Genomic DNA, 22,820 nt, shown 5'->3' with positions numbered 1-22,820 from the left:
ACTGCAATCAGTGCGGCGAAAAAGCGGCGCGCTGTCGCGCCTGCAGCGCGCTGCACAGGCGAATCGTCTCGGCGGTCTGCGCAAGGCCGCGGTCGGCGCCGCTGAGTGCCTTCAGGCGCGGCGTGAAGAACGCCTCCAGCCGGTCCGCTTCGGCGGCATCGCAGCCACCGCTGGCCGCCAGCGCCGGCAAGCGACCGCCGTCGAAGGAACCGGAGCGCGCCACGATGCGATCGAAGTGCGCGGTGTACCAGGGCCACATCGAGGCGTGCGTGGCCGGCTCGGCATGCGCGCCCATCAGCAGGCTGTTCATCTCGCCGACCTTGATCGCATCGGTCAGGGCGAAATCGCGCACCTTCTGCACCTGCTGCGGATCCTGCACGGCGCCGAGCGCTTCGATCATCGCGTTGCGCTGTGCCGGTTCGCCGTGACCGCGCAGGGCCGCGATCAATGCGTCCACCGCGGGCGCGCCGCGCGCCTGCACCGCCACCGTCAGCGCTGCGCCAAGCAGATCCGGGTTGGCGGCGGCGAAATCCAGCGCGCCGCCCTTGCCGGCCAGCACCGCATCGCCCTGGGCCAGCAGCGCCTGCCGCACCGCCGGCACGCCCATGGTCACCCCGAGCAGCTCGGCCAGGTCGGAGCGCAGCGCCACGTCGTCATCGCTGTCGCTGGCGCGGCGCCGATCGCCCAGCGCCTGCAGGCGTGCACCGAACGCGGCGTCGGTGGCCTGGCGCAGCATGGCGCGCTGCGCCTCGTCGCGCGCCAGCACCCGCCAGATCCAGGCGATGCGGTCGTTCATCGCGGTGGCCACCGCCGTGGCCTTGGCCGGCGCCAGTTGCTGCATCGCCGCGATCACGTCCGCGGTATCGGCCTCGCCGGTGCGGAACGCGCTGTCGATGGCATCGGCATAGGCCAGCTTCTCGGCATCGTCGAGCGCATCGAGATGGCGACCGAGCGCGGCCAGCTGCGGCTTGGGCAGGGCGAAGCGGTAGTAGCCGGTGCCGCCGGCGTTGGGCATCACCCAACTGTTCGCATCGGCGCCGGCGAGCGTGAGGCGGCCGTCGCTGGAAGACAGCATCTGGCAAGCACGGCGCACGCCCTGGCGCGTGCCGTACTTGACGCACACCGGCACGCCCCAGGTCTGTGCGGCGTTGCCGCGCGAGCCCAGCGGCAGGAAGCGCTGCTGGTGCAGTTGCAGCACCGCGCCGCCCGCCTCGGGCTGCAGCTGCGCTTGCAGATAGGGCACGCCCGGCTGATCGAGGAAGCTGCGGAACGCGGCCTTGACATCCTCGCCCTTGCCGGCCGCAGTGGCGATGGCATCGACCAGATCGTCGGCAGTGGCGTTGCCGAAGCGGTGCGCGCGGATGTAGTTGCGCATGCCGCTGCGGAAGGTGTCCTCGCCGACGAACTGCTCGAACATGCCCAGCACCGCGGCGCCCTTGCGGTAGGTGATGCTGTCGAAGGCGGTCTCGATGTCGCCGTTGCCGGTGATCGGCTGGCGGATCTTGCGCGCGCTGACCAGGCTGTCGTTGTTCATCGCGTCATGCGCGGCGCTGATGCGGTCCAGGTCCGCGCGGTACTGCGGCCGCAGGCGCATGGTGATCTTCTGCTGCATCCAGGTGGCGAAGGCCTCGTTGAGCCACAGGTCGTCCCACCACGCCATGGTCACCGTGTCGCCGGTCCACTGGTGCGCCAGTTCGTGCGCGGTGACGTTGAACGAGCCCTCGACGTTGTGCCGCGGCGAATCCTCGTCCAGCAACAGCAGCCAGTCGCGGAAGGTGACGAAACCGGGGTTCTCCATCGCGCCGGCGGAGAAGTCCGGCGCGGCCACCAGATCCAGCTTGTCGAACGGATAGCCGAAGTCGTAGTAGTCCTCCAGCGCGGTGATGATCTCCGGCGTCTGCTGCAGCGCGCGACGGATGCGCGGGCCCTGTCCTTGTGCAGCGACGCCGCGCAAGGGGGTGGACTGCGGGCGCTGCGGCGTGGCCGGCAGCGCCGGCCCGTCGACCACGTCCCACGGCCCGACCGCGTAAGCCACCAGGTAGGTCGGCAGCGGCACGGTCTCGGCGAAGCGCACGATCTTCCAGCCCTTGCCGGCCGGTTCGGTGGACTCGGCGCGGGTATTGGCCAGTGCCTGCTCGCCCTCGGGCACGGTCAGGCGCAGCGCGAACGGCGTCTTCAGCGCCGGCTCGTCGAAGCCGGGGAAGGCGTAGCGCGCGCTGATCGGCTCCATCTGCGTCAAGGCGTAGGCATGCCCCTGCGCCTTGACCTGGTAGAGCCCCTGCAACTGCTGGTTGAACGGCGCGCTGTAGACGATGGTGAGGGTCAGTTCCTGCGGCTGCAGCGTGCGCCCGAAAGCGATGCGGGCCACGCCGGCCTGCGCGTCGGCCTGGGTGTAGCGCACCGGGAACGACGCACCATCGGCGGTGCGCAGTGTGGCCTTGCTCACCCGCAACTCCTTGCCGTGCAGCCACAGATGGTCGGAGGCGCGCTCCAGGCGCACGCGCAGGGTGGCGGTGCCGTCGAAGTCGGTGCGCTCCGGATCGATCTTCAAGTCCAGCGCATAGTGCTCCGGCACCGCCCAATCCGGCAGGCGTCCGGTCGGCACCGCATCGGAGGCCTGTGCACAGGCCGCGCCGCAGCACAGCGCGAGGACGGAGAACAGCACGCGACGGGACAGAGCTGGCATGGACGGGCCTTCGCCGATGAGGAGGGCGACGACTTAAGCATGCGCGGCCGCGGCTGTCACGTGGTGACGGTCAGTGTGGCAACACAGGCGCTAGCGCGGGGGAGCAGTTCGTCTTAGAAATCAACTGTCATGCAGCCGCGACGAACGATGCCTGCTGTGCCCCAACCTTGAAAGGCGTCGGGACTGAAGTCCCTCCCACAGTGAACTCGGCCAACGTATCGTAAGTCCCGGCAGAAGTCGTTCCACACGCGCGAATGACGCCCGCGGCTGCTGCGGAGGCCAGCGTTGTTGCGTGCCCACCACGATCAACAGGCGACGTCGGCCACCAAGTACAGCGCATTCGCTTTGCTATCGCTGTTGCTTCGGCTTTTGACTTGCCGGGTTCCCTTCCGCAGCGGCGGCCATCGCGGGGAAACACCCGAAGGGCGGCGCACATGGATGTGCGCCGTCCGCGGCAGGGGCAGGATGCCCCTTCCGCGGATCCCCGGGATGGACGCGGACCCGGAGCGCAAAGCGCGGAGGGCGCAAGGCAGGGCGCGCTTTCTTTTGGTTACTTTTCTTTGCGCGAGCAAAGAAAAGTAACTCGCCCGAAAGGGCGAAAGCCGTTGCTGTTGCTTGATTTTGCTTGTCGGACGAGCGGAACTTGTAGGAGCGGCTTCAGCCGCGACCGGGCGTTACCGGGAAAGCGTGGTCGCGGCCGAAGCCGCTCCTACAAAGGGCGCTACAGGGGCACGGCGAGACGGTCGACACCTGCCGCGCCAATTGCCCCCCTCGCCACCTCAGTCCTGCAACCCCAGCGCCGCCAGCACCTGCACGGCCAGCGCTTCGACGTTGTCGCCATCGGCGTGCAGGTGCAGTTCCGGCCGCTCCGGCGCCTCGTACGGGGAGTCGATGCCGGTGAAGTTGGGAATCAGGCCGGCGCGCGCCTTGGCGTACAGGCCCTTGACGTCGCGCGCCTCGGCCACCGGCAGCGGCACGTCGACGAACACTTCCAGGAATTCGCCCTCGCCGAAGCGCTCGCGCGCCAGTTGCCGCTCGGCGCGGAACGGCGAGATGAAGCTGACCAGCACGATCAGGCCGGCATCGGTCATCAGCCTGGCCACCTCGGCGACGCGGCGGATGTTCTCCACGCGGTCCTCGTCGGTGAAGCCCAGATCGCGGTTCAGGCCATGGCGCACGTTGTCGCCATCGAGGATGAAGGTGTGGTAGCCCAGTGCGTGCAGGCGCTTGTCGACCAGGTTGGCGATGGTCGACTTGCCGGCGCCGGACAGGCCGGTGAACCACAGCACCTTCGGTGTCTGCCCCTTGATCCGCGCGCGCGCGGCCTTGTCCACGTCCAGGTGCTGCCAGTGCACGTTGCCAGCGCGGCGCAGCGCAAAATCCAGGGTGCCGGCGGCGACGGTGGCGTTGCTGTGGCGGTCGATCAGGATGAAGCCGCCGAGCGCGCGGTCCTGCGCGTACGGGGCGAAGGCGATGGGCTGGTCCAGCGCCAGGTTGCAGTAGCCGACCTCGTTGAGTTCCAGGCGCTTGGCCGCCAGCCGCTCCTGCGTGTTGACGTCGATGCGGTGCTTGATCTCGGTGACGCTGGCGGCCACGGTGCGCGCGCCGATCTTCAGCCAGTACGGGCGACCCGGCAGCAGCGCGGCATCGTCCATCCACAGCACGTGCGCGGCGAACTGGTCGGCCACCTCCGGCGGATCGCCGGCAGCGGCGATGACGTCGCCACGGCTGACGTCGATCTCCTCGGTCAGGGTCAGGGTCACCGCCTGCCCGGCCACCGCGCGTGGCACCGGCTCGGCGCCGATCAGCACCTGCGCGACCTGCGCGCGCCGCGCCGACGGCAGCACCACCACCGCATCGCCGGGCTGCACCGCGCCGGCGGCCACGGTGCCCGCGAAGCCGCGGAACTGCGCGTGCGGGCGGTTGACCCACTGCACCGGCAGGCGCAGACCGCCGTCGCCGCCGCGCGCGTCCAACTGCACCCCTTCCAGGTGTTCGAGCAGCGCCGGGCCGGCATACCAGGGCATGCGCGCCGAACGCTGCGACAGGTTGTCGCCCTCCAGCGCCGACAGCGGAATGCACTGCACGTCGGCGACGCCCAACTGCGCGGCGAGCGCGCGGTACTCGGCGGCGATCGCGTCGAACGTCGCCTGCGCGAAGCCGACCAGGTCCATCTTGTTGACCGCCAGCACCACGTGACGGATGCCCAGCAGCGCGACGATGTAGCTGTGCCGGCGGGTTTGGGTCAGCACGCCCTTGGCGGCGTCGACCAGCACCACTGCCACGTCGGCGGTGGACGCGCCGGTGGCCATGTTGCGGGTGTACTGCGCGTGCCCCGGGCAATCGGCAACGATGAACTTGCGCCGGTCGGTATCGAAGTAGCGGTAGGCTACGTCGATGGTGATGCCCTGCTCGCGCTCGGCGGCCAGGCCGTCCAGCAGCAGCGCATAGTCGATGGCCCCACCGCGGGTGCCGTGGCGCTTGCTGTCGGCACCGAGCGCAGCCAGTTGGTCGTCGAACAGCCGCTTGCTGTCGTACAGCAAGCGACCGATCAGCGTGCTCTTGCCGTCGTCGACGCTGCCACAGGTGATGAAGCGCAGCAGCGGCTTGTGTTCGTGTTGCTGCAGGTAGGCGGCGACTGCGTCGCCGCCTACGGGAATAGGGAATGGGGAATGGGGAATGGAAACAGCGGTCTCCTGCGACGCGCCAGATGGCGGCGATGCTTGCTTTTGCACTTGCGATTCCCGATTCCCTGTTCCCGATTCCCAGCCCATCAGAAATACCCCTCCACCTTCTTCTGCTCCATCGACGCGCCCGGATCCTGGTCGATGATCCGGCCCTGGCGTTCGGAGGTGGTGGCCTGCAGCATCTCGGCGATGATCTTCTCCAGGGTGTCGGCCTGCGACTCGATCGCGCCGGTCAACGGGTAGCAGCCGAGGGTGCGGAAGCGCACGCGCCGCAGTTGCGGGGTTTCGCCGGGACGCAACGGCAGGCGTGCGTCGTCGACCATGATCAGCGCGCCGTCGCGTTCCACCACCGGACGCTCGGCGGCGAAGTACAGCGGCACCACCGGAATCGCTTCGCGGTAGATGTATAGCCAGATGTCCAGCTCGGTCCAGTTGGACAGCGGGAACACGCGCACGCTCTCGCCGGGATGGATGCGCGGGTTGTACAGATTCCACAGCTCCGGACGCTGCTGCTTGGGATCCCAGCGGTGGTGCGCGTTGCGGAACGAGAACACGCGCTCCTTGGCGCGCGCCTTCTCCTCGTCGCGGCGCGCGCCGCCGATGGCGGCATCGAACTTCCACAGGTCCAGCGCCTGCTTGAGCGCCTGGGTCTTCATCACGTCGGTGTGCACGCTGGCGCCGTGGCTGAACGGGCCGACGTCCTGGGCGACGCCGTCGGGATTGATGTGCACGCGCAGCTCCACGCCGGTCTCGGCGGCGCGGCGGTCGCGGAAGGCGATCATCTCGCGGAACTTCCAGCGCGTGTCCACGTGCAGCAGCGGGATCGGCGGCGGCGCCGGCGCGAACGCCTTGAGCAGCAGGTGCAGCAGAACCGAGCTGTCCTTGCCCACCGAATACAGCAGCACCGGGTTGCGGAACTCGGCAGCGACCTCGCGCAGGATGTGGATGCTCTCGGCCTCTAGGCGGTCGAGGTGGGACAGGGGGAACGCACTCATCGAGACGGCGGCGGCAGGCAGTGGGAGACCGGACCGAAGCGTAGCAGCGGTCGTGGCAGTCGGGGCGGCAGTGTGCGTCGCGCCGGCCGCCCGGCAGAAATAAGCCCCGGGCATGAGCCGATAACCCCTGTTCCTTTCTGCACCGCGCAACGCTTCCCTAACATCGGTCATCCCTTCCCAACACCCGGACCGGCCATGACCGCCGCCTCGCCCGCGTTGCCGCCCAGCCCCTTGCCCGAGGAGCGCAAGGCACTGCTGGCGCGGACCGTGGAGGGCCTGGACGCGGCCGGCCTGTGGTGGCTGTCCGGCTACGCCGCCGGCCTGGCCCAGGCGCAGGGGCCGGCAACGCCGGCGCTGGCCGTGGTCGCCGGTGCCGCCGCGTCACCCTCGCCCGCGCCGCAGTTGAGCATCGTCTATGGCAGCCAGACCGGCAACGCGCGGCGCGCCGCCGAACAGGTCGCCGCCGAAGCCGAAGCCGCCGGGCTGGCGGTGCGCCTGCTGCGCGCCGACGTCTATCCGACCCGCGAGCTGGGCAACGAACGCCTGCTCTACGTGGTCATCAGCACCCAGGGCGAGGGCGACCCGCCGGACGATGCGATCGGCTTCGTCGAGTTCCTGCAGAGCCGGCGCGCGCCAAAGCTGCCGCAGCTGCAGTACGCCGTGCTCGGCCTGGGCGATTCCAGCTACGCCGATTTCTGCGGCATCGCCCGGCGCCTGGATGCGCGCCTGGCCGAACTCGGCGCGCAACGCCTGCTGCCGCTGGGCGAGGCCGACCTGGAGATCGAGACGGTCGCGGCGCCATGGCGCGCGCAGGCGCTGGCGCAGGCGCGCGACGTGCTGGGCCGCCACACGCTCGCGGCGCCGTCGGCCACGGTGACCCCGCTGCGCGGCACCGCGGCGACGGCTTGGAGCCGCACCCAGCCGTTCGCCGCCGAGGTGCTGGCCAACCAGCCGATCAGCGGCCGCGACTTCAAGGGACCGCGCTACGCCGCGCACGGCCCGGCCGACAAGGACGTACGCCACCTGGAGCTGTCGCTGGCCGGCAGCGGCCTGCACTACGAACCCGGCGATGCCCTGGGCGTGCGCCATCGCAACCCGCCTGCGCTGGTCGAGGCGGTGTTGACCGCGACGCGACTGGACGGTCACGCCGAGCTCACCGCCGATGGGCAGACACTGTCCCTGTACGAGTGGCTCAGCGGCCACCGCGAACTGACCCGGGCCTCTCGCCCGTTGCTCAGCGCGGTCGCCGAACGCGCCGGCGCGACCGCGCTGACCGAGCTGCTCGACCCCACCCAGACCGCCGGCCTGGCGGCGCTGCTCGCCGATCACCAAGTGATCGACGTGCTGCGGCGCTGGCCGGCGGATTGGGACCACGCCGCGCTGCTGCAGGCGCTGCGGCCGATGGTCCCGCGCCTGTACTCGATCGCTTCCAGCCGCAAGCGGGTCGGCGACGAAGCTCACCTCATCGTCGACGTGCTGGCCTACGACGCCCACGGCCATGCGCACGGTGGCGCCGCCAGCGGCTATTTGGCCGCCCTGGCCGAAGGCGACAGCGCCCCGATCTACATCGAGCCCAACGAACGCTTCCGGGTGCCGGCCGACGCCAGCCGCGACATCCTGATGATCGGCCCCGGCACCGGCGTGGCGCCGTTCCGCGGCTTCGTGCAGGAGCGCGCCGAGAGCGGCGCCAGCGGCCGCAACTGGCTGTTCTTCGGCGCCCGCCACTTCAACCGCGACTTCCTCTACCAGGCCGAATGGCAGCAGGCGCTGCGCAGCGGCGAACTGCACCGGCTGGACCTGGCGTTCTCGCGCGACGTGCAACCGCTGCGCGGGAACACCGCTCCTTCCAAGGTCTACGTGCAGCAGCGCCTGCGCGAACACGGCCGTGCCGTCTACGACTGGCTGCAGAACGGCGCGCACCTGTACGTATGCGGCGCCATCGCCATGGGCAAGGACGTGCACGCCACCTTGCTGCACATCGTCGCCGAACACGGCGCCCGCAGCCCCGAGGACGCCGCCGCCTACCTCAGCCAACTGCAGCAGGAGGGGCGGTATGCGCGTGATGTCTATTGAGGTGGGGAATCGGGAAACGGGAATGGGGAATGGGCAACAGCCGGCCTCGACGGGCTTTCCATAATCCGACGCACCAGCTCTTGCCATTCCCTATTCCCTATTCTCGATTCCCTGCCCAATGTCCCACTCCGTCGAAGACATCAAGCACCACAGCCAGCGCTTGCGCGGGTCGCTGCTGCAGAGCCTGGCCGATCCGGTCACCGGGGCGCTGCGCGAGGACGATCAGACCCTGATCAAGTACCACGGCAGCTACCAGCAGGACGACCGCGACCTGCGCGAGGAGCGGCGCCGGCAGAAGCTGGAGCCGGCCTACCAGTTCATGATCCGCACGCGCACCCCGGGTGGGGTGGTCGATCCGGTGCAGTGGCTCAAGCTCGATGCCATCGCCACCACCTACGGCAACCACTCGCTGCGCGTCACCACGCGTCAGGCGTTCCAGTTCCACGGAGTGATCAAGCGCGAGCTGAAGGCGACCATGCAGGCGATCAACGCCGCGCTGATCGACACCCTGGCCGCCTGCGGCGACGTCAACCGCAACGTGCAGGTCGCCGCCAATCCGCTGGCATCGCAGGCACACGCCACGCTCTACGCCGACGCCGCGCGCGTGTCCGAATACCTGCTGCCCAACACCCGCGCCTACTACGAGATCTGGCTGGACGAGGAGCAGGTCGCCGGCAGCGGCCAGGAGGACGAGCCGATCTACGGCAACGCCTACCTGCCGCGCAAGTTCAAGATCGGTTTCGCGCTGCCGCCGGTCAACGACGTGGACGTGTTCGCCAACGATCTGGGCTTCATCGGGGTGCTCGACGCCGACGGCACGCTGGCCGGCTACAACGTCAGCCTCGGCGGCGGCATGGGCGCCAGCCATGGCGATGCGGAGACCTACCCGCGCGTGGCCAACGTGGTCGGCTTCATCGACCGCGCGCACCTGCTCGATGTCGCTACCGCGGTGGTGACCACCCAGCGCGACCTGGGCAACCGCACCGTGCGCAAGCGCGCGCGCTTCAAGTACACCATCGACGACCACGGCCTGGACACGGTGCTGGCGGAGATCGAGCGCCGTGCCGGCGTGCGCCTGCAGCCCACGCGCGACTTCGCCTTCGAGCACAACGGCGACCGCGCCGGCTGGCAGGCTGGCGAGGACGGCCGCTGGCACCTGACCCTGTCGCTGCCGGCCGGGCGCATCGCCGACCACGCCGACGGCTCACAGCACCTCAGCGGCCTGCGCGCGATCGCCGCGCAGCTGCGCGACGCCGGCGACGGCGCGCACTTCCGCATGACCGCGAACCAGAACCTGGTCATCGCCGGCGTTCCCGCCGCGCAACGCGAGGCGATCGACGCGCTGGTGCGCGCGCATGCGCTGGACGCCGGCAACCGCGCACCCACCGCGCTGGCGCGCGCGGCGATGGCCTGCGTGGCCCTGCCCACCTGCGGCCTGGCGATGGCCGAGGCCGAGCGCTACCTGCCGGCCTTCGCCGCGCAGCTGCAGCCATTGCTGGCGCGCCACGGCCTGCAGGACGCGCCGATCCTGCTGCGCCTCTCCGGTTGCCCGAACGGCTGCTCGCGGCCCTACCTGGCCGAGATCGCCCTGGTCGGCAAGGCGCCGGGCCGCTACAACCTGATGCTCGGCGGCGACCACCGCGGCCAGCGCCTCAACACCCTGTACCGCGAGAACATCGCCGAGCCGGAGATCCTCGCCGCGCTGGAACCGCTGTTCGCGCGCTATGCCAACGAGCGGCATGAGGACGAGCGCTTCGGCGATTTCCTGCACCGCACCGGCGTGGTCGAGTTGCCCGCCTATCCCACCCACCGTCACCTGATTCCGTCGGAACTGCACGCATGAGCGCTCTGCCCGCCGCCTCCCAAGACGCCTCCGCCAACGCACCGGTGCCGGCCCTGGATCTCGATGCCGCCAATGCGCTGCTGGCGACGCTGTCCGCGCCGGAGCGCGTGGCCTGGGCGCTGCAGCACGGCCCGGCCGAAGCGGCGCTGTCGTCCAGCTTCGGCGCGCAATCGGCCGCCACCCTGCACCTGCTGAGCCGGCAGCGCCCGGACATCCCGGTGATCCTGATCGACACCGGCTACCTGTTCGCCGAGACCTACCGCTTCGCCGACGCGCTGACCGAGCGGCTCAAGCTCAATCTCAAGATCTATCGCCCGCTGGTCAGCCGCGCCTGGATGGAAGCGCGCCACGGCCGCCTGTGGGAACAGGGCATGGTCGGCATCGAGCAGTACAACAACCTGCGCAAGGTCGAGCCGATGCGTCGCGCCCTGGACGAACTGAAGGTCGGCACCTGGTTCACCGGCCTGCGCCGCAGCCAGTCCGACAGCCGCGCGCAGACCCCGTTCGTGCAGAAGCGCGGCGAGCGCTACAAGATCAACCCGATCGCCGACTGGAGCGACCGCGACCTGTGGCAATACATGCAGCAGCACGACCTGCCCTATCACCCGCTATGGGAACAGGGATACGTCTCCATCGGCGATTTCCACACCACCCGCCGCTGGGAACCGGGCATGCGCGAGGAAGACACCCGCTTCTTCGGCCTCAAGCGCGAGTGCGGGATCCACGAGGATCTGTGAGACGTGCCAGCACATGTTCGGGCTTTTTGTAGGCGCGGCGTCAACTGCGACAGGCGTTACCGGCCACACCGCGTCTTTTCAGTAGAAGCGGCTTCAGCCGCGACCGGGTTTCATGGGAACGCCCGGTCGCGGCTGAAGCCGCCTCTATAGAGACAGCCCCTTGTCTCCAGTGCAAGGCTGACGGCAACAATGACCGCGGATCGCTCTTTGTGAGAGGGACTTCAGTCCCGACTGCAACAAGTCGGATGCGCCGATGGATCGGCTTATCGCGGCAGCATCACAGCACATTCCGACATCGACCTGCTAAGCCGCCACCACCGGCTCCCGCCGCAGCACCAACACCCAGTCCAGCCCCAGCATCAGCAGCAAGGACACACCCACCAGCGGAAACAGCATCCCGCCCAGCACCAGCAGCGCAACCACGCCGCGCAGCGTGCGCCGGTCCGCGGGCAGCGGCGGCACCCCGAGCCCGCCCTGTGGCCGCCGCTTCCACCACATCACCGCCGCGCTCACGCACAGCAGCACGATGCCCAGGCAGGCCACGATCAGCACGATCTGGTTGAGCGCACCGTACTCCTGGCCCAGATGCACGTTGATGCCCCACTCCAGCGTTTTGGCCAGCGGGCCGTAGTCTGCATAACGCATGTCCAGCAGCACCTGGCCGCTGTACTGGTCCAGGTGGATCACCCGCTGCTGCGCCAGGTCCGGCGGATACACCGAAGCGGTATAGACCCCACGCACGCCGCGCGGCAGCGCCACGCTGTAGCCCGGTGCGATGCCGCGCGCCTGGAACCGCGCCACCGCCGCATCCAGGCCGATCGCGCCCGCCGCCGGCATGGCGTCCGGCATGTCGGCCATGCCGCCATGTTCGCCATGTTCGCCATGCTCCTCGTGTCCGCCATGCGCGCCGTGCGCCGCGTGCGGGTCCGCGGCCGGCGGCGACGACTGCGGCAGGCGCGCCTGGCGTAGCGACCACGCCGGCACCTCGCTGTCGCTCAGCCGCTGCGTCGACATCGGCAGGTCCACCCGCAGCCCGGACGGGTAGCCGTAGTGATGACCATTGGCCAGGCGGTTGACCTGCGCGCCCCAGAACCACGACCACGGCATCCCGGTCAGCGCCAGGAACAGCAGCAGCACCCCGACCACGCTGCCGGTGAGCGCATGCAGATCGCGCCAGAACAGCCGCTGCGCCGGCCGCCCGCGCACCGTGGTCACGCCGCCGCGGCGCCCGCGCGGCCACCACAGGTACACGCCGGTGAACACCAGCAGGATCGCCCAGCCAGCGGCCACCTCGATCAGCGCATTGGCGAACCAGCCGACGTAGTCGAGGCTGTGCAGGCGGCGGATGGTCCAGGCTACGGTGCCGTGCTCGGGCAACTGCCCCAGCACCCGCGCCCGGTACGGGTCCACGTACACGACCTCGCGGCGGCCATCGGCGGTGGCGATGGTCACTTCCGCCGAGGCATCGCGCCGCGGCGGCGTGGTGTAGCGCAGTGCCTGGCCCGGTTGCGCGGCCAGCGCCGCGTCCAGCAGCCGCTGCGGCGCCAGCGTCTGCGCGTGGGCGGGTACCGGCACGGTCTTCAGCGCGCGGTGGAAGTAGCCGTCGATCGGCTGCTGATAGACGAAGGCCGCACCGGTCAACGCCAGCCAGACCAGCAGCGGCAGTACCAGCAGGCCGGCATAGAAATGCCAGCGCCACACGGCGCGGTAGAAGCGTGCCGGCGCCACAGCGGACGCGGGAGAGTGCGTCGCCATCACCAGCCCCAACTCAACGTGGCATACAGCGCGCGGCCGTCGCCGGGCGAGTAGCCGGAGGACCCGCTGTCGTACCAGGCGTAGACGTAGTGCCGGTCGGTCAGGTTCTTCAGTTGCAGCGAGACCTCGCGCTGCGCACGCCAGCGCCAGGTCGCACCGAGATTGGCCAGTGCGTAGCCGCCGTAGCGGCCGAGGGTGTTGCTGCGCTCCACGTAGTAATCGCCCTGTGCGTTGCCCCAGGCCGACAGTGTCAGCCGCGGCGTGGCCTGCCAGTCGATGCCGGCGTTGGCCAGGTAGTGCGGCACGTTCTCGATTTCCTTGCCGCGTGTGGCCGGCGCGCTCGGGTCGGGGGTGACGATGACCGCGCGCTGCCGCGAATACGCCAGCCACAGCGTCCAGCGCTCGTCCGGACGCAGGTTCAGTTGCGCATCCCAGCCGCGGCGCAGGGTCTTGCCGACGTTGCCGACCTCGCCGGTGCCGACGCTGCCGTTCACGCCGAGGATGGTCGCCACTTCGTCGGACGCACGCTGCTCCCAGTAAGCCACGCGTGCGTCCCAGCGCTGCTGCGCACCGGCGAACTTCAGGCCGGTCTCCCAGCCATCGTTGTAGGACGGTGCCAGGTTGCGCGCCTGGGTACGGTAGGCGCCGTTGCCGCTGCCGATCTGGAAGGTGCGGCCGATGTTGGCGTACAGGCTGGCCTGCGCGGTCAGGGCGTACACCGCGCTGAACTTGGGTTGGCGGATCGTGCCGTAGGCGTAGGTCGGATAGCGCGCGCCGCTGGCGAGGTCGCGGAACTGCCCGCCGACCCGATCCACCCGGTAGCCCGGCACCAGTTGCAGGCGCGCGGTCGGCCGCAGCACCGCCTGCACGTAGGCGCCTTCGGTGTGCAGATCGAAATCCCAGTCGCGCAGCGGCGCGGTGCGCACGCGCGCCACGGTGCGGTAGCGCTGCGAGAGGTTGTCCTGCCACTGCGCGTCGACCCCACCCTCCAGCGCAAAGGCGTCGGCACGCGCCAGCGCCGGGCGCCAGCTGAACCTGGCCAGCATGCCGCGCTGGCGCTCGTCGGTGTCGCGTTCCTGCTGCGCGCCGGCCGCGGTGAAGCGCACCCAGCGCTGGTTGTCGTAGCGGTTCCAGTACGCCTTGGCGCTGCCCTGCACGGTCTCGGCCAGGCGCGCATCCAGGTGCAGCGACACCTGCGTGGTGTGGCGCTGGCTGCGGTCGTCGCGCGCGTAGTCGGGCGAACTGCGCGGCGCGCGCTGCGCGGTCGCGTAGTCCAGATACCCCGCCTCCAGCGCCGTGTTGCGGTAGTCGCGCGCGCTGAGTCCGGCACGCCAGCGCCCGTCCGGATCAGTGTAGAACCACTTGCCGGCGAACGCATGCTTGCGCGCGTCGGCGTGGTCGCGGTAGCCGTCGCTGTCGCGCCAGGCGGCGAAGTAGTTCTGGCTCCAGGCGCCGCGCTCGATGCCCTGCGTCGCCTGCACCTCGCGGGTGCCGAAGCTGCCGACGGTGACGCTGGCGCGGCCGTCGTTGCCGCCGCTGCGGGTCAGCACGTCGACGCTGCCGGCGATCGCGTTCAGGCCGTAGCGCGGGTCGTTGGTGCCGCGCACGATCTCGATCGCGGCGATGTCCAGCGGGAACACCGCATCCAGGTACGGCATGGCGCCGGCATTGTCGTTGCTGGGCACGCCGTCGATCAGCAGCTTGACCGCATTGATCCGGCCTTCGCCGTTGAAGCCGCGGAAGGAGAAGCGCCCGGCGTCGGTGCCCATCTTGAACTGGGTCACCTGTACGCCGGGCGCGCGCATCAGCAACTCCCAGCTGTAGTCCACATACTGGTCCTGCAGCAGATCGCCGCCGAGGATGTCGACGGAACTGAACACGCTGCGCGCGCTGGAACCGGCGGCGAGCGGCGAGACGGCCTGGACCTTGCCCAGGGTCAGCACGGAATCGCCGGCGGCGCCGGGCGGCGCGTCGGCGGCATGGGCGGGCGCGGCCGCGGCGAGACACACACAACAGCACGCCACCACCGGTGGCATGGCAGGAAAACGGAACATGGCGAAAATTCCATCGGCACGAGGGCGTGCCGCAGCGATGCCGCGGCACGGGAACGGCAACCCGTGGATCAGGAGAACAGCGGTGGTCCGCGCGGCGGGTGTGCGCGGCGCGCGGTGGCCGTGACGACAAGGCTGTGCCGCGCCGCCACCGGCACTGGCGGACAGCGCCAGGGCAGCAACGCCAGCAACAGCACTACCCACGGCAGCAGCCGCGCGGCGAGCAGGCAGTAATCGCAGGCCGGCGCGTGCGCCAGGCCGGCATCGTCGTGGTGGCCGCCATGCGCCGCCGAGACGGCTCCCGCCAGCGCCGCCAGGCGCAGGCCGCTACTGGTGCACAGCGCCTGGTCCTGCAACGCCGCCGCCTCGGCCTGCGCCTGCCGCCACTGGCTGATCGGCGGCGCCAGCAGCAGCAGGCCGAGCGCCAGTGCGGCGAGCGCGGCCCAACACGACGGCAGCTGACGGAGACGGACCATCGGCGCATTCTAGAGGGTGCGACGGCCATTGAAACGCGTGCGATGCCGTGTGCGGCGAAGTGACGCATGCACGTCGTGGCGGTGCCGGACGGGCAGCGTCCTCGGTCGGTAGTCCGAAGCCCCAGCGGCCGCTACCGCCCCCGGAGCACGGCCGCATCGCCATCGTCCTGCCGCCGCCCAGGCGCCCGGCAAGGTGGTCAATCCGCTGCCTGTCCGGACCATGCGCTCTCTGCAGATCGACGACGGGCCGGCGTTTCCGACGCGGCGGCGACCATCGCGGGCGCCGCGCACCGCCGTGCCCGGCGAGCGCGGCGCTTGCATGGCGCCCCGATTGCGGCACCATCGGCCGCGGCCGCGTGGAGGATTCCGGCACGGCCGCCCTTGTTCCGTCCCACTCAGCGAGTCGCCCATGCCCACCATCACTATCTACCACAACCCCGCCTGCGGCACTTCGCGCAATGTGCTCGGGCTGATCCGCAACAGCGGCGTCGAGCCGACCGTGATCGAATACCTGAAGACCCCGCCCGACCGCGCCACCCTGCAGACGCTGGCGGCGGCCAGCGGGCTGCCGCTGCGCGACCTGATGCGGCAGAAGGGCACGCCCTACGCCGAGCTGGGGCTGGACGACCCGACGCTGGACGATGACGCGCTGCTGGAGGCCATCCTGCAGCACCCGATCCTGCTCAACCGGCCGATCGTGGTCAGCCCACTGGGCACGCGCCTGTGCCGGCCGTCGGAGACGGTGCTGGAGATCCTGCCGTCGCCGCAGCGCGGCGCCTTCGCCAAGGAGGACGGGACGCCGCTGGTCGACGCGCAGGGCCGCTGGGTGGGCTGACCAGGCGACACCGCCGGCGCAGCCGATTCGCTAAGCGCAGGTGCAGCGCACGCGAGCACCATGTGAACGCCGCGTCGGCAAAAACCGTGACAGGTACCATAGACTGCGTGCCTTTCCGCCCGAGTCGCGCCGCATGTCTCCCGTCGAACCCGCCGCCGACCCGGTCTATTGCGCGGCCAAGCCCCGCAACGAAGCGCTGCGGCTGGACGCCTTGCACAGCTACGCGATCCTGGACACCCCGCGCGAGCCGGCGTTCGACGACATCACCCGGCTGGCCGGGCTGATCTGCCAGGCGCCGATCGCGGTGGTCAACCTGATCGACAGCGAGCGCCAGTGGTTCAAGAGCGAGATCGGGCTGGGCACGCGCGAAACGCCGCTGGCCACCTCGCTGTGCGCGCACGCCCTGCTCGAGGACGACCTGCTGCTGGTGCCGGATACCCGCGAGGACCCGCGCTTCGCCTGTAATCCGCTGGTCACCGGCGAGATGCGCCTGCACTTCTATGCCGGCGCGCTGCTGAAGACCTCCGACGGCCTGGCCCTGGGCACCGTCTGCGTGCTGGACCGGCGCCCGCGCCAGCTCAGCTACGAGCAGATCGAAGCGCTGCGCGCGCTGGCGCGGCAGGCGATGGGCCAACTGGAACTGCGCAAGGCGCTGCATCTGGCGCAGGAATCCAACCATTACCGCAGTCGCCTGATGGCCATCGCCGGCCACGACCTGAAGACCCCGCTGCGCACCGCGTCGTACGCGCTGAGCAAGCTGCAGCGCCAGCAGGACGCGGCGCAGGATGGTTCGCTGGAGACCGCACGTACCGCCTTGAACCAGGTCGCCAGCGGGCTCGACCAGCTCGCCACCAACGCCGCCGCCGGCGAGCTGCGCCTGCCGGCACTGCAGACCCTGGCCCTGGCCGACGTGCTGGCACCGATCCTGGCCACCTGGCAGCCGCAGGCCGCGGCCAAGGGCGTGCAGCTGCGCAGCGTGCCGACGTCCTTGCGCGTGCTCAGCAGCGCGGCCTTGCTGTCCACGTTGCTCGGAAACCTGCTCGGTAACGCGGTCAAGTACACCGCGCAGGGCAAGGTGCTGATCGGCTGCCGGCGCCGCGGCGACCAGGTGGCGGTGGAGATCATCGACCGCGGCATCGGTATGGACGAAGAGGGCCTGCGCACGCTGTTCCAGGCCTTCCGCCAGGCCGACCCGCGCAGCGACGGCCTCGGCCTGGGCCTGTGGATCGTGCGCCGCGCCGCCGAGACCCTGGGTTGCGCGGTGGAAGTGCGCAGCCAGCCGGGCCACGGCAGCCACTTCACCGTGCTGCTGCCGGCGGCGAGCACGGACGCCTGAACTGCGCTGCGCTGCGCGCGGGTACTGGCACTGGCGACCGTACCCTCATCCGCCCCTTCGGGGCACCTTCTCCCGGGGGGAGAAGGAAGATGTCAAGCGCAGCCGCGCAGCGTTGAGCAGCCAAGGTTCGGCAGGGACCAATGAGGTACCAAGGTCTTCCGGCAGCCTGCAGTCGGGACTGAAGTCCCTCCCACAATGGCCACGGCCGCCCAGTGTGAGACGCCTGAACTGCGCTGCACTGAGCGCGGGTACTGGCACTGGCGACCGTCCCCTCATCCGCCCCTTCGGGGCACCTTCTCCCGGGGGGAGAAGGAAGATGTCAAGCGCAGCCGCGCAGCGTTGAGCAGCTAAGGTTCGGCAGGGACCAGTGAGGTACTGAGGTCTTCCGGCAGCCTGCAGTCGGGACTGAAGTCCTCCCACAATGGCCACGGCCGCTCAGTGTGAGGGGCCGGGGAGCCGCCGCCGCGGGAATCCCGCTTTTGCGATTCCCCACTCCCGATTCCCCATTCCCGGCTTCACCGCGATTCCCCAATCCCGGCCTCAAAGTCACTCCTTCAACACCATATCGATGCACAACACCGCCGCCATGATCAGGATCCGCCGCGGATCCTCGGCCGGCAGGCTCTCGGCGATCGACAGCATGTAGTTGTCGGCGCTGGTGAACAGTTCCTTGCCCAGCCCGGCCCACTTCTTGGACACTTGCGCCAGTTCGCGCTCGCCCTGCACGAAGCGGAAATCCCAACTGGTCCACTTGCCGCGCAGCGTGCACACCGGCGCGCCCTGGGCATCGAGCACGTCGAACTTGCCGCCGATGGAGAAGAACTTCTGGCTGAAGGAACCGACCAGCCGATCGCGCTCGTCCAGCACCTCGACCTTGGACAGGAACAGCGAGAAGCCGCGCTTGACCGTCAGCACCTTCTGCCCATCCGGAGTACGCACTTCCACCTGGAACGGGGTCATGCGCTTGTAGTCGGTGAACCGGAAGATCTTGGTGAACACGCCCAGGTTCGGCTCGCGGCATTCCAGCAGCTTGCGGTTGCTGTGCGGATCGAACACGTCGTAGTTGCTGGCGGCCTTGAACATGCCGACCTGTTCCTTGACGAAGAACAGGTTGTGCTGGAGAACAGGATGCATCGGGCGTCCTTGCGTTGGGAAAGTCGACGCGCCCTGGGCGACGCGGCCGCACAGCGGCGGCGCGGTGCCGACAGCCGCCGGCACGTCCAGGGTCGCGGTCTGCCGGACGGCAGCGCGGGCCGCATGATAGGGGGCGCACGCGGCTGCGGCAACGCGCACGGCAGGCAACCGCGCCGGTGCGGGGTTTCCATTCCAGCATTCCAGTGCAAGCCGCGACGCCGGTGCCCTTACTTCTTTTGCCAGACGTTTGTCCGAAGCCAATCGACGTATCGATCAAAGGACGCCGCTGTCGCGATTCCCCAGTCCCGATTCCCCATTCCCGGCTTCACCGCCATTCCCCAATGCCGATTCCCCATTCCCGGCTTCTAGCTGGTAATGGTCTGGGTAAGATCTTCCCAGCTCGGCGGCGCCGGCCAGTCCGGCTGCTGGTTGCCTTCCATCACCCGGCGCAGGTCGCGGGTGTCGATCTGCGGCGCCAGCACGTGCACCAGTTCCAGCGCGTAGTCGCGCAGCACGCGGTCGCGCGGCAGCACCGCCCAGGCGATGCACTCGGGAATCTCCGGCGGCGCCGGCCACGCGCGCAGGTCGGTGTCGTTGGCGCTCACCGCCATCTCCGCCAGCAACCCCACACCGAGACCGGTGCGCACATAAGTCTTGATCAGGTCCGCGTCGAGCGCGGTCAACGCGATCCGCGGCTCCAGTCCGAGCCGGCCGAAGGCGCGCTGCAGCGAAGAGCCGGCGCGGGTCGAGGATTCGTAGCTGATCAGCGGCTGCGCCGCCAACGCGGCCATGTCCGGCACCCGCCTGGGCACGTCCAGCGCATGCCCGCGCGGCACCAGCACCAGCCGCCGCCAGCGGTACAGCGGCACGGCGATGCCGGCGGCCGGCGCCGTGCCGGCGGTGCTGACGATGGCGATGTCGGCGTCGCCCTGGCTGAGCAGGTCCAGCGCCGCGCTCTCGGCGGCCTGCTGCAGGTGCACGCTGACCTGCGGATAGGCCTGCTTGATCTGCGCCACCGCCGGCGGCAGCACGAAGCGCGCCTGGGTGTGGGTGGTGGTGAGGGTCAGCTGGCCCTGGCTCTCGCGGCGCTGGTTGGCAGCGTAGGTGCGGATGTTGTTGGCCTCGGCCAGCACCGCGCGCGCGCGCTCGATCACCTCGCGCCCGGCCGGGGTCACCGTTTCCAGGCTGCGGCCCTTGCGCACGAACAACAGGAAGCCCAGTTCGTCCTCCAGTTGCTTGAGCTGTTTGGACAGCCCCGGCTGGGTGGCGTGCACGCGCGCCGCCGCCAGGGTGATGTTCAGATCGGCATCGGCAATGGCGACGAGGTAGCGGAGTTGGGTCAGCGTCATCGGGACGAGGGCGAGGCGCCGCCAGGCGGGACGCTCGACTGTAGTGGAATTCGGCCTTTCACCTTATAACCGAAAGCTATCTGTCTTGGGCATGAAGTCATTTCCTGGGGCTATGAGCCGGCGCTACGGTCGTCGCTCCCGCCTGCCCCGCGTTGCGAGCCGCCCTGTGAGCCCTGCCCCGATTGCCCTGTATCCGGACCTGCGCGACCGGGCCGTGCTGGTGATCGGCGGCGGCGCGGCTGCCGAGCGCCAGGTGCAGGCACTGCTCGCCGCCGGCGCCCTGCCACGGGTGGCCGCGCCGACCCTGACCCCGGGCTTGCATGCGCTGGCCGCGCAGGGACGGCTGGTCTGGCTGCCAGGCGCCTTCGACAGCGCCTGGCTGGACAGCGTGTGGTATCTGATCGCCGCGAGCGAGGACGCCATGGCCAACCGCCAGGCGCTGCAGGCCGCGGCCGCACGGCGGGTGCTGGCGCAAGCCGTGCCGGCCGAGCCGGCGTCCGCGGCCAATGCCGCTGCCGCCGAGACCGCCGTACAGCAGGCGCTGCCGCTGCGCCCAGGCAGCGTGACCCTGGTCGGCGCCGGCCCCGGCGATCCCGGCCTGCTCACCGGCAACGCGCTGCATGCCCTGCGCCAGGCCGACGTGGTCCTGCACGACCGCCTGGTCAGCGCCGCGATCCTGCAGCTCGTGCCGGCCGGCACCGAGCGCATCGCCGTCGGCAAGTCGGCCGACGGCCATAGCGTGGCGCAGGAGCAGATCCATGCCTTGCTGCTGGAACACGCGCAGCGCGGACGCCGGGTGGTGCGGCTGAAGGGCGGCGACCCGTTCGTGTTCGGCCGCGGCGGCGAGGAACTGGAATACCTGCGCGCGCACGGCGTGGACTACGCGGTGGTGCCCGGCATCACCGCCGCGCTGGCCTGCGCCGCCTACGCCGGCATCCCGCTGACCCATCGCGACCACGCACAATCGCTGCGCCTGGTCACCGCGCACTGCAAGGCCTCGCTGGACACGCTGGACTGGGCCGCGCTGGCACAGGAGCGGCAGACCCTGGCGGTGTACATGGGCGTGGCCGGCCTGGACACGGTGCGCACGCGCCTGCTCGCCGCCGGTCGCGCCGCCAGCACGCCCTTCGCGCTGGTCGAGAACGGCTCGCGCGCCGAACAGCGGGTGGTGCGCGGCACCCTCGCCGACCTACCCGACACCGCCCGCGCGCATGCGGTGCGTGCGCCAGCGCTGCTGATCCTGGGCGAGGTGGCCGCGCTGGCCGACACCCTGCACTGGTTCGGCGCCGCACCGCTGCACGCGCTGCCCTCACCTTCCCCGAAGCAGGCGGCGCCTACCCTGGCCCACGCCGCCTGACCCGCCCCCCATTCCCGGAGACCTTGCCCATGGCCATCTACGACAACATCCTCGACACCATCGGCCACACCCCGATCGTCAAGCTGCAGCGGCTGGCGCCGGCGCACGTGGACCTGTACGTCAAAGTCGAGGCCTTCAATCCCGGCGGTTCGGTCAAGGACCGCCTGGCCCTGGCGATCGTGCTCGACGCCGAGGCGCGCGGCCTGCTCAAGCCCGGCGACACCATCGTCGAAGCGACCTCCGGCAATACCGGCGTGGCGCTGGCGATGGTCGCCGCCGCACGCGGCTACAAGTTCGTGGCGACGATGGTGGAAACCTTCTCGATCGAGCGCCGCAAGCTGATGCGCGCCTACGGCGCCAAGGTGATCCTGACCCCCGCCGCCGAGCGCGGCAGCGGCATGGTGCGCAAGGCCGAGGAACTGGCCAGGCAGCATGGCTGGTTCCTGGCTCGGCAGTTCGCCAACCCGGCCAATCCGGCCTACCACCGCAGCACCACCGCCGCGGAAATCCTGCGCGACTTCGCCGGCCGCCGGCTCGACCATTTCGTCAGCGGCTGGGGCACGGGCGGCACCCTCACCGGCGTCGGCGAAGTGCTGCGGCTCGCACGTCCGGAAGTGCACATCACCGCCACCGAACCGGCCGGCGCGGCCCTGCTGCAGGGCCAGGAGTGGAAGCCGCACAAGATCCAGGGCTGGACGCCGGATTTCGTGCCCGAGGTGCTCAACCGCGAGGTCTACGACGAGGTGCTGAGCGTCGAAGACAGCGACGCCATCACGGTGTCGCGCCGCCTCGCCGCCGAGGAAGGCATCTTCACCGGCATCTCCGGCGGCGGCACGGTGGCCACCGCGCTGCGCGTGGCCGAGACCGCGGCGCCCGGCGCGGTGATCCTGGCGATGCTGCCGGACACCGGCGAGCGCTACTTCTCCACGCCGCTGTTCGCCGACATCAACGAAGGCAGCGACGACGACTGGCTGGCCGGTCTGCCGTAAGCGCGCAGCGGCAGGCATGCGCCCTGGCGCTGCCGCACCGGCGCGGCATCGCTACTGTGCGTGCGGATCGAAGTACGCCGTCCACGACAACGGTGCGGCCCGCAGGCTGGCCGCGTGCTGGAACGCCGCCATGGCTTCGGCCTGCTGGCCCACGTTGAGCAAGGCCACGCCCAGATTGAAGTAGGTACTGCGATCGTCGGACTGCAGGCGCACGGCGCGGCGCAGTGCCGCGGCTGCCCGCCGGTAGTGCCCGCGATCGCACAGCACCGCGCCCAGACAGGTGAGCGGGCGTGGATCGGCGGGTGCCGCTCTGGCCGCGGCGCGCACAAGTGTCTCGGCCTCGGCCAGCAGCGCATCGGCACGCTGCGGCTCCCGGAACGCTGCCATGACCAAGGCCTTCGCCTGCGCGAGGCGGTCGTCGGGCACGGATGCGCTCATGTCAGTGCACCCCAGGCCGGCGTCCCGCCTGCCCCGCACGCGAGCGGCAGGACGACGAGTCCGCTGCGCACCAGGACGC

The 22,820-nt window shown here is 70.3% G+C and carries 16 protein-coding genes; 7 read left to right on the top strand and 9 right to left on the bottom strand.

The window, feature by feature from the left end; all coding sequences use genetic code 11:
- Positions 1–7: 7 nt before the first annotated feature.
- The 3 genes from CEK69_RS00835 to cysD all read right to left on the bottom strand — a co-directional run bounded on the left by CEK69_RS00835 (position 8) and on the right by cysD (position 6,368).
- Positions 8–2,686, bottom strand: coding sequence for a M1 family metallopeptidase (locus CEK69_RS00835; RefSeq protein ID WP_152243237.1), 2,679 nt, complete (start codon positions 2,684–2,686; stop codon positions 8–10).
- A gap of 779 nt (positions 2,687–3,465) precedes the next feature.
- A complete protein-coding gene (gene cysN, locus CEK69_RS00825) occupies positions 3,466–5,460 on the bottom strand; it encodes a sulfate adenylyltransferase subunit CysN (RefSeq protein WP_152243235.1) in 1,995 nt (664 codons plus the stop codon).
- On the bottom strand, positions 5,460–6,368 hold the full coding sequence (cysD, locus tag CEK69_RS00820; protein ID WP_017910600.1) for a sulfate adenylyltransferase subunit CysD: 909 nt from the start codon (positions 6,366–6,368) through the stop codon (positions 5,460–5,462). The genes cysN and cysD overlap by 1 nt, the downstream gene beginning before the upstream one ends.
- A gap of 195 nt (positions 6,369–6,563) precedes the next feature.
- Here cysD and CEK69_RS00815 point away from each other — a divergent pair, with 195 nt between their 5' ends.
- The 3 genes from CEK69_RS00815 to CEK69_RS00805 all read left to right on the top strand — a co-directional run bounded on the left by CEK69_RS00815 (position 6,564) and on the right by CEK69_RS00805 (position 11,021).
- Positions 6,564–8,441, top strand: coding sequence for an assimilatory sulfite reductase (NADPH) flavoprotein subunit (locus tag CEK69_RS00815; RefSeq protein ID WP_152243233.1), 1,878 nt, complete (start codon positions 6,564–6,566; stop codon positions 8,439–8,441).
- A gap of 118 nt (positions 8,442–8,559) precedes the next feature.
- Positions 8,560–10,284, top strand: a complete 1,725-nt coding sequence (gene cysI / locus CEK69_RS00810) for an assimilatory sulfite reductase (NADPH) hemoprotein subunit (RefSeq protein ID WP_152243231.1) — start codon at positions 8,560–8,562, stop codon at positions 10,282–10,284.
- Positions 10,281–11,021, top strand: coding sequence for a phosphoadenylyl-sulfate reductase (locus CEK69_RS00805; RefSeq protein ID WP_152243229.1), 741 nt, complete (start codon positions 10,281–10,283; stop codon positions 11,019–11,021). The genes cysI and CEK69_RS00805 overlap by 4 nt, the downstream gene beginning before the upstream one ends.
- Positions 11,022–11,324: 303 nt before the next feature.
- Here the strand turns inward: CEK69_RS00805 and CEK69_RS00800 are convergent, their stop codons facing one another.
- The 3 genes from CEK69_RS00800 to CEK69_RS00790 all read right to left on the bottom strand — a co-directional run bounded on the left by CEK69_RS00800 (position 11,325) and on the right by CEK69_RS00790 (position 15,303).
- The gene (locus tag CEK69_RS00800) at positions 11,325–12,776 is read right to left on the bottom strand and encodes a PepSY domain-containing protein (RefSeq protein ID WP_152243227.1); all 1,452 of its coding nucleotides are present in this window, start codon (positions 12,774–12,776) and stop codon (positions 11,325–11,327) included.
- Positions 12,776–14,830 (bottom strand): TonB-dependent receptor, encoded by a 2,055-nt coding sequence (locus CEK69_RS00795; RefSeq protein WP_152243225.1) that lies wholly within the window; start codon positions 14,828–14,830, stop codon positions 12,776–12,778. Before CEK69_RS00795 ends, CEK69_RS00800 begins: the two co-directional genes overlap by 1 nt.
- Before the next feature lie 68 nt (positions 14,831–14,898).
- Positions 14,899–15,303, bottom strand: coding sequence for a DUF2946 family protein (locus tag CEK69_RS00790; protein WP_152243223.1), 405 nt, complete (start codon positions 15,301–15,303; stop codon positions 14,899–14,901).
- 409 nt (positions 15,304–15,712) lie between these two features.
- Here CEK69_RS00790 and arsC point away from each other — a divergent pair, with 409 nt between their 5' ends.
- Both arsC and CEK69_RS00780 read left to right on the top strand, forming a co-directional pair.
- The gene (gene arsC / locus CEK69_RS00785) at positions 15,713–16,138 is read left to right on the top strand and encodes an arsenate reductase (glutaredoxin) (protein WP_152243221.1); all 426 of its coding nucleotides are present in this window, start codon (positions 15,713–15,715) and stop codon (positions 16,136–16,138) included.
- A 133-nt stretch (positions 16,139–16,271) separates the two neighbouring features.
- Positions 16,272–17,474 (top strand): GAF domain-containing sensor histidine kinase, encoded by a 1,203-nt coding sequence (locus CEK69_RS00780; protein ID WP_152243219.1) that lies wholly within the window; start codon positions 16,272–16,274, stop codon positions 17,472–17,474.
- A gap of 546 nt (positions 17,475–18,020) precedes the next feature.
- On the opposite strand, the gene CEK69_RS00775 is transcribed toward CEK69_RS00780, so the two are convergent.
- Positions 18,021–18,608, bottom strand: a complete 588-nt coding sequence (locus CEK69_RS00775; protein WP_152243217.1) for a phospholipid scramblase-related protein — start codon at positions 18,606–18,608, stop codon at positions 18,021–18,023.
- Positions 18,609–18,973: 365 nt separating this feature from the next.
- Positions 18,974–19,957, bottom strand: a complete 984-nt coding sequence (locus CEK69_RS00770; protein WP_043094967.1) for a LysR family transcriptional regulator — start codon at positions 19,955–19,957, stop codon at positions 18,974–18,976.
- A gap of 166 nt (positions 19,958–20,123) precedes the next feature.
- Here CEK69_RS00770 and cobA point away from each other — a divergent pair, with 166 nt between their 5' ends.
- Together cobA and cysK are read left to right on the top strand one after the other, a co-directional pair.
- Complete coding sequence (gene cobA / locus CEK69_RS00765) at positions 20,124–21,314, top strand: uroporphyrinogen-III C-methyltransferase (RefSeq protein WP_152243215.1); 1,191 nt, start codon at positions 20,124–20,126, stop codon at positions 21,312–21,314.
- Between the two features lie 29 nt (positions 21,315–21,343).
- On the top strand, positions 21,344–22,303 hold the full coding sequence (gene cysK, locus CEK69_RS00760) for a cysteine synthase A (RefSeq protein ID WP_152243213.1): 960 nt from the start codon (positions 21,344–21,346) through the stop codon (positions 22,301–22,303).
- Positions 22,304–22,354: 51 nt separating this feature from the next.
- Here cysK and CEK69_RS00755 read toward each other — a convergent pair whose 3' ends face one another.
- A complete protein-coding gene (locus tag CEK69_RS00755; RefSeq protein WP_226974989.1) occupies positions 22,355–22,729 on the bottom strand; it encodes a tetratricopeptide repeat protein in 375 nt (124 codons plus the stop codon).
- Positions 22,730–22,820 lie beyond the last annotated feature (91 nt).

This window comes from Xanthomonas sp. LMG 12462 (assembly GCF_009192885.1).
Taxonomy (GTDB): Bacteria; Pseudomonadota; Gammaproteobacteria; order Xanthomonadales; family Xanthomonadaceae; genus Xanthomonas_A; species Xanthomonas_A sontii.
The sequence above is the reverse complement of the archived record's forward strand: the minus strand, read 5'-3'. Positions and strand labels throughout refer to the sequence as shown.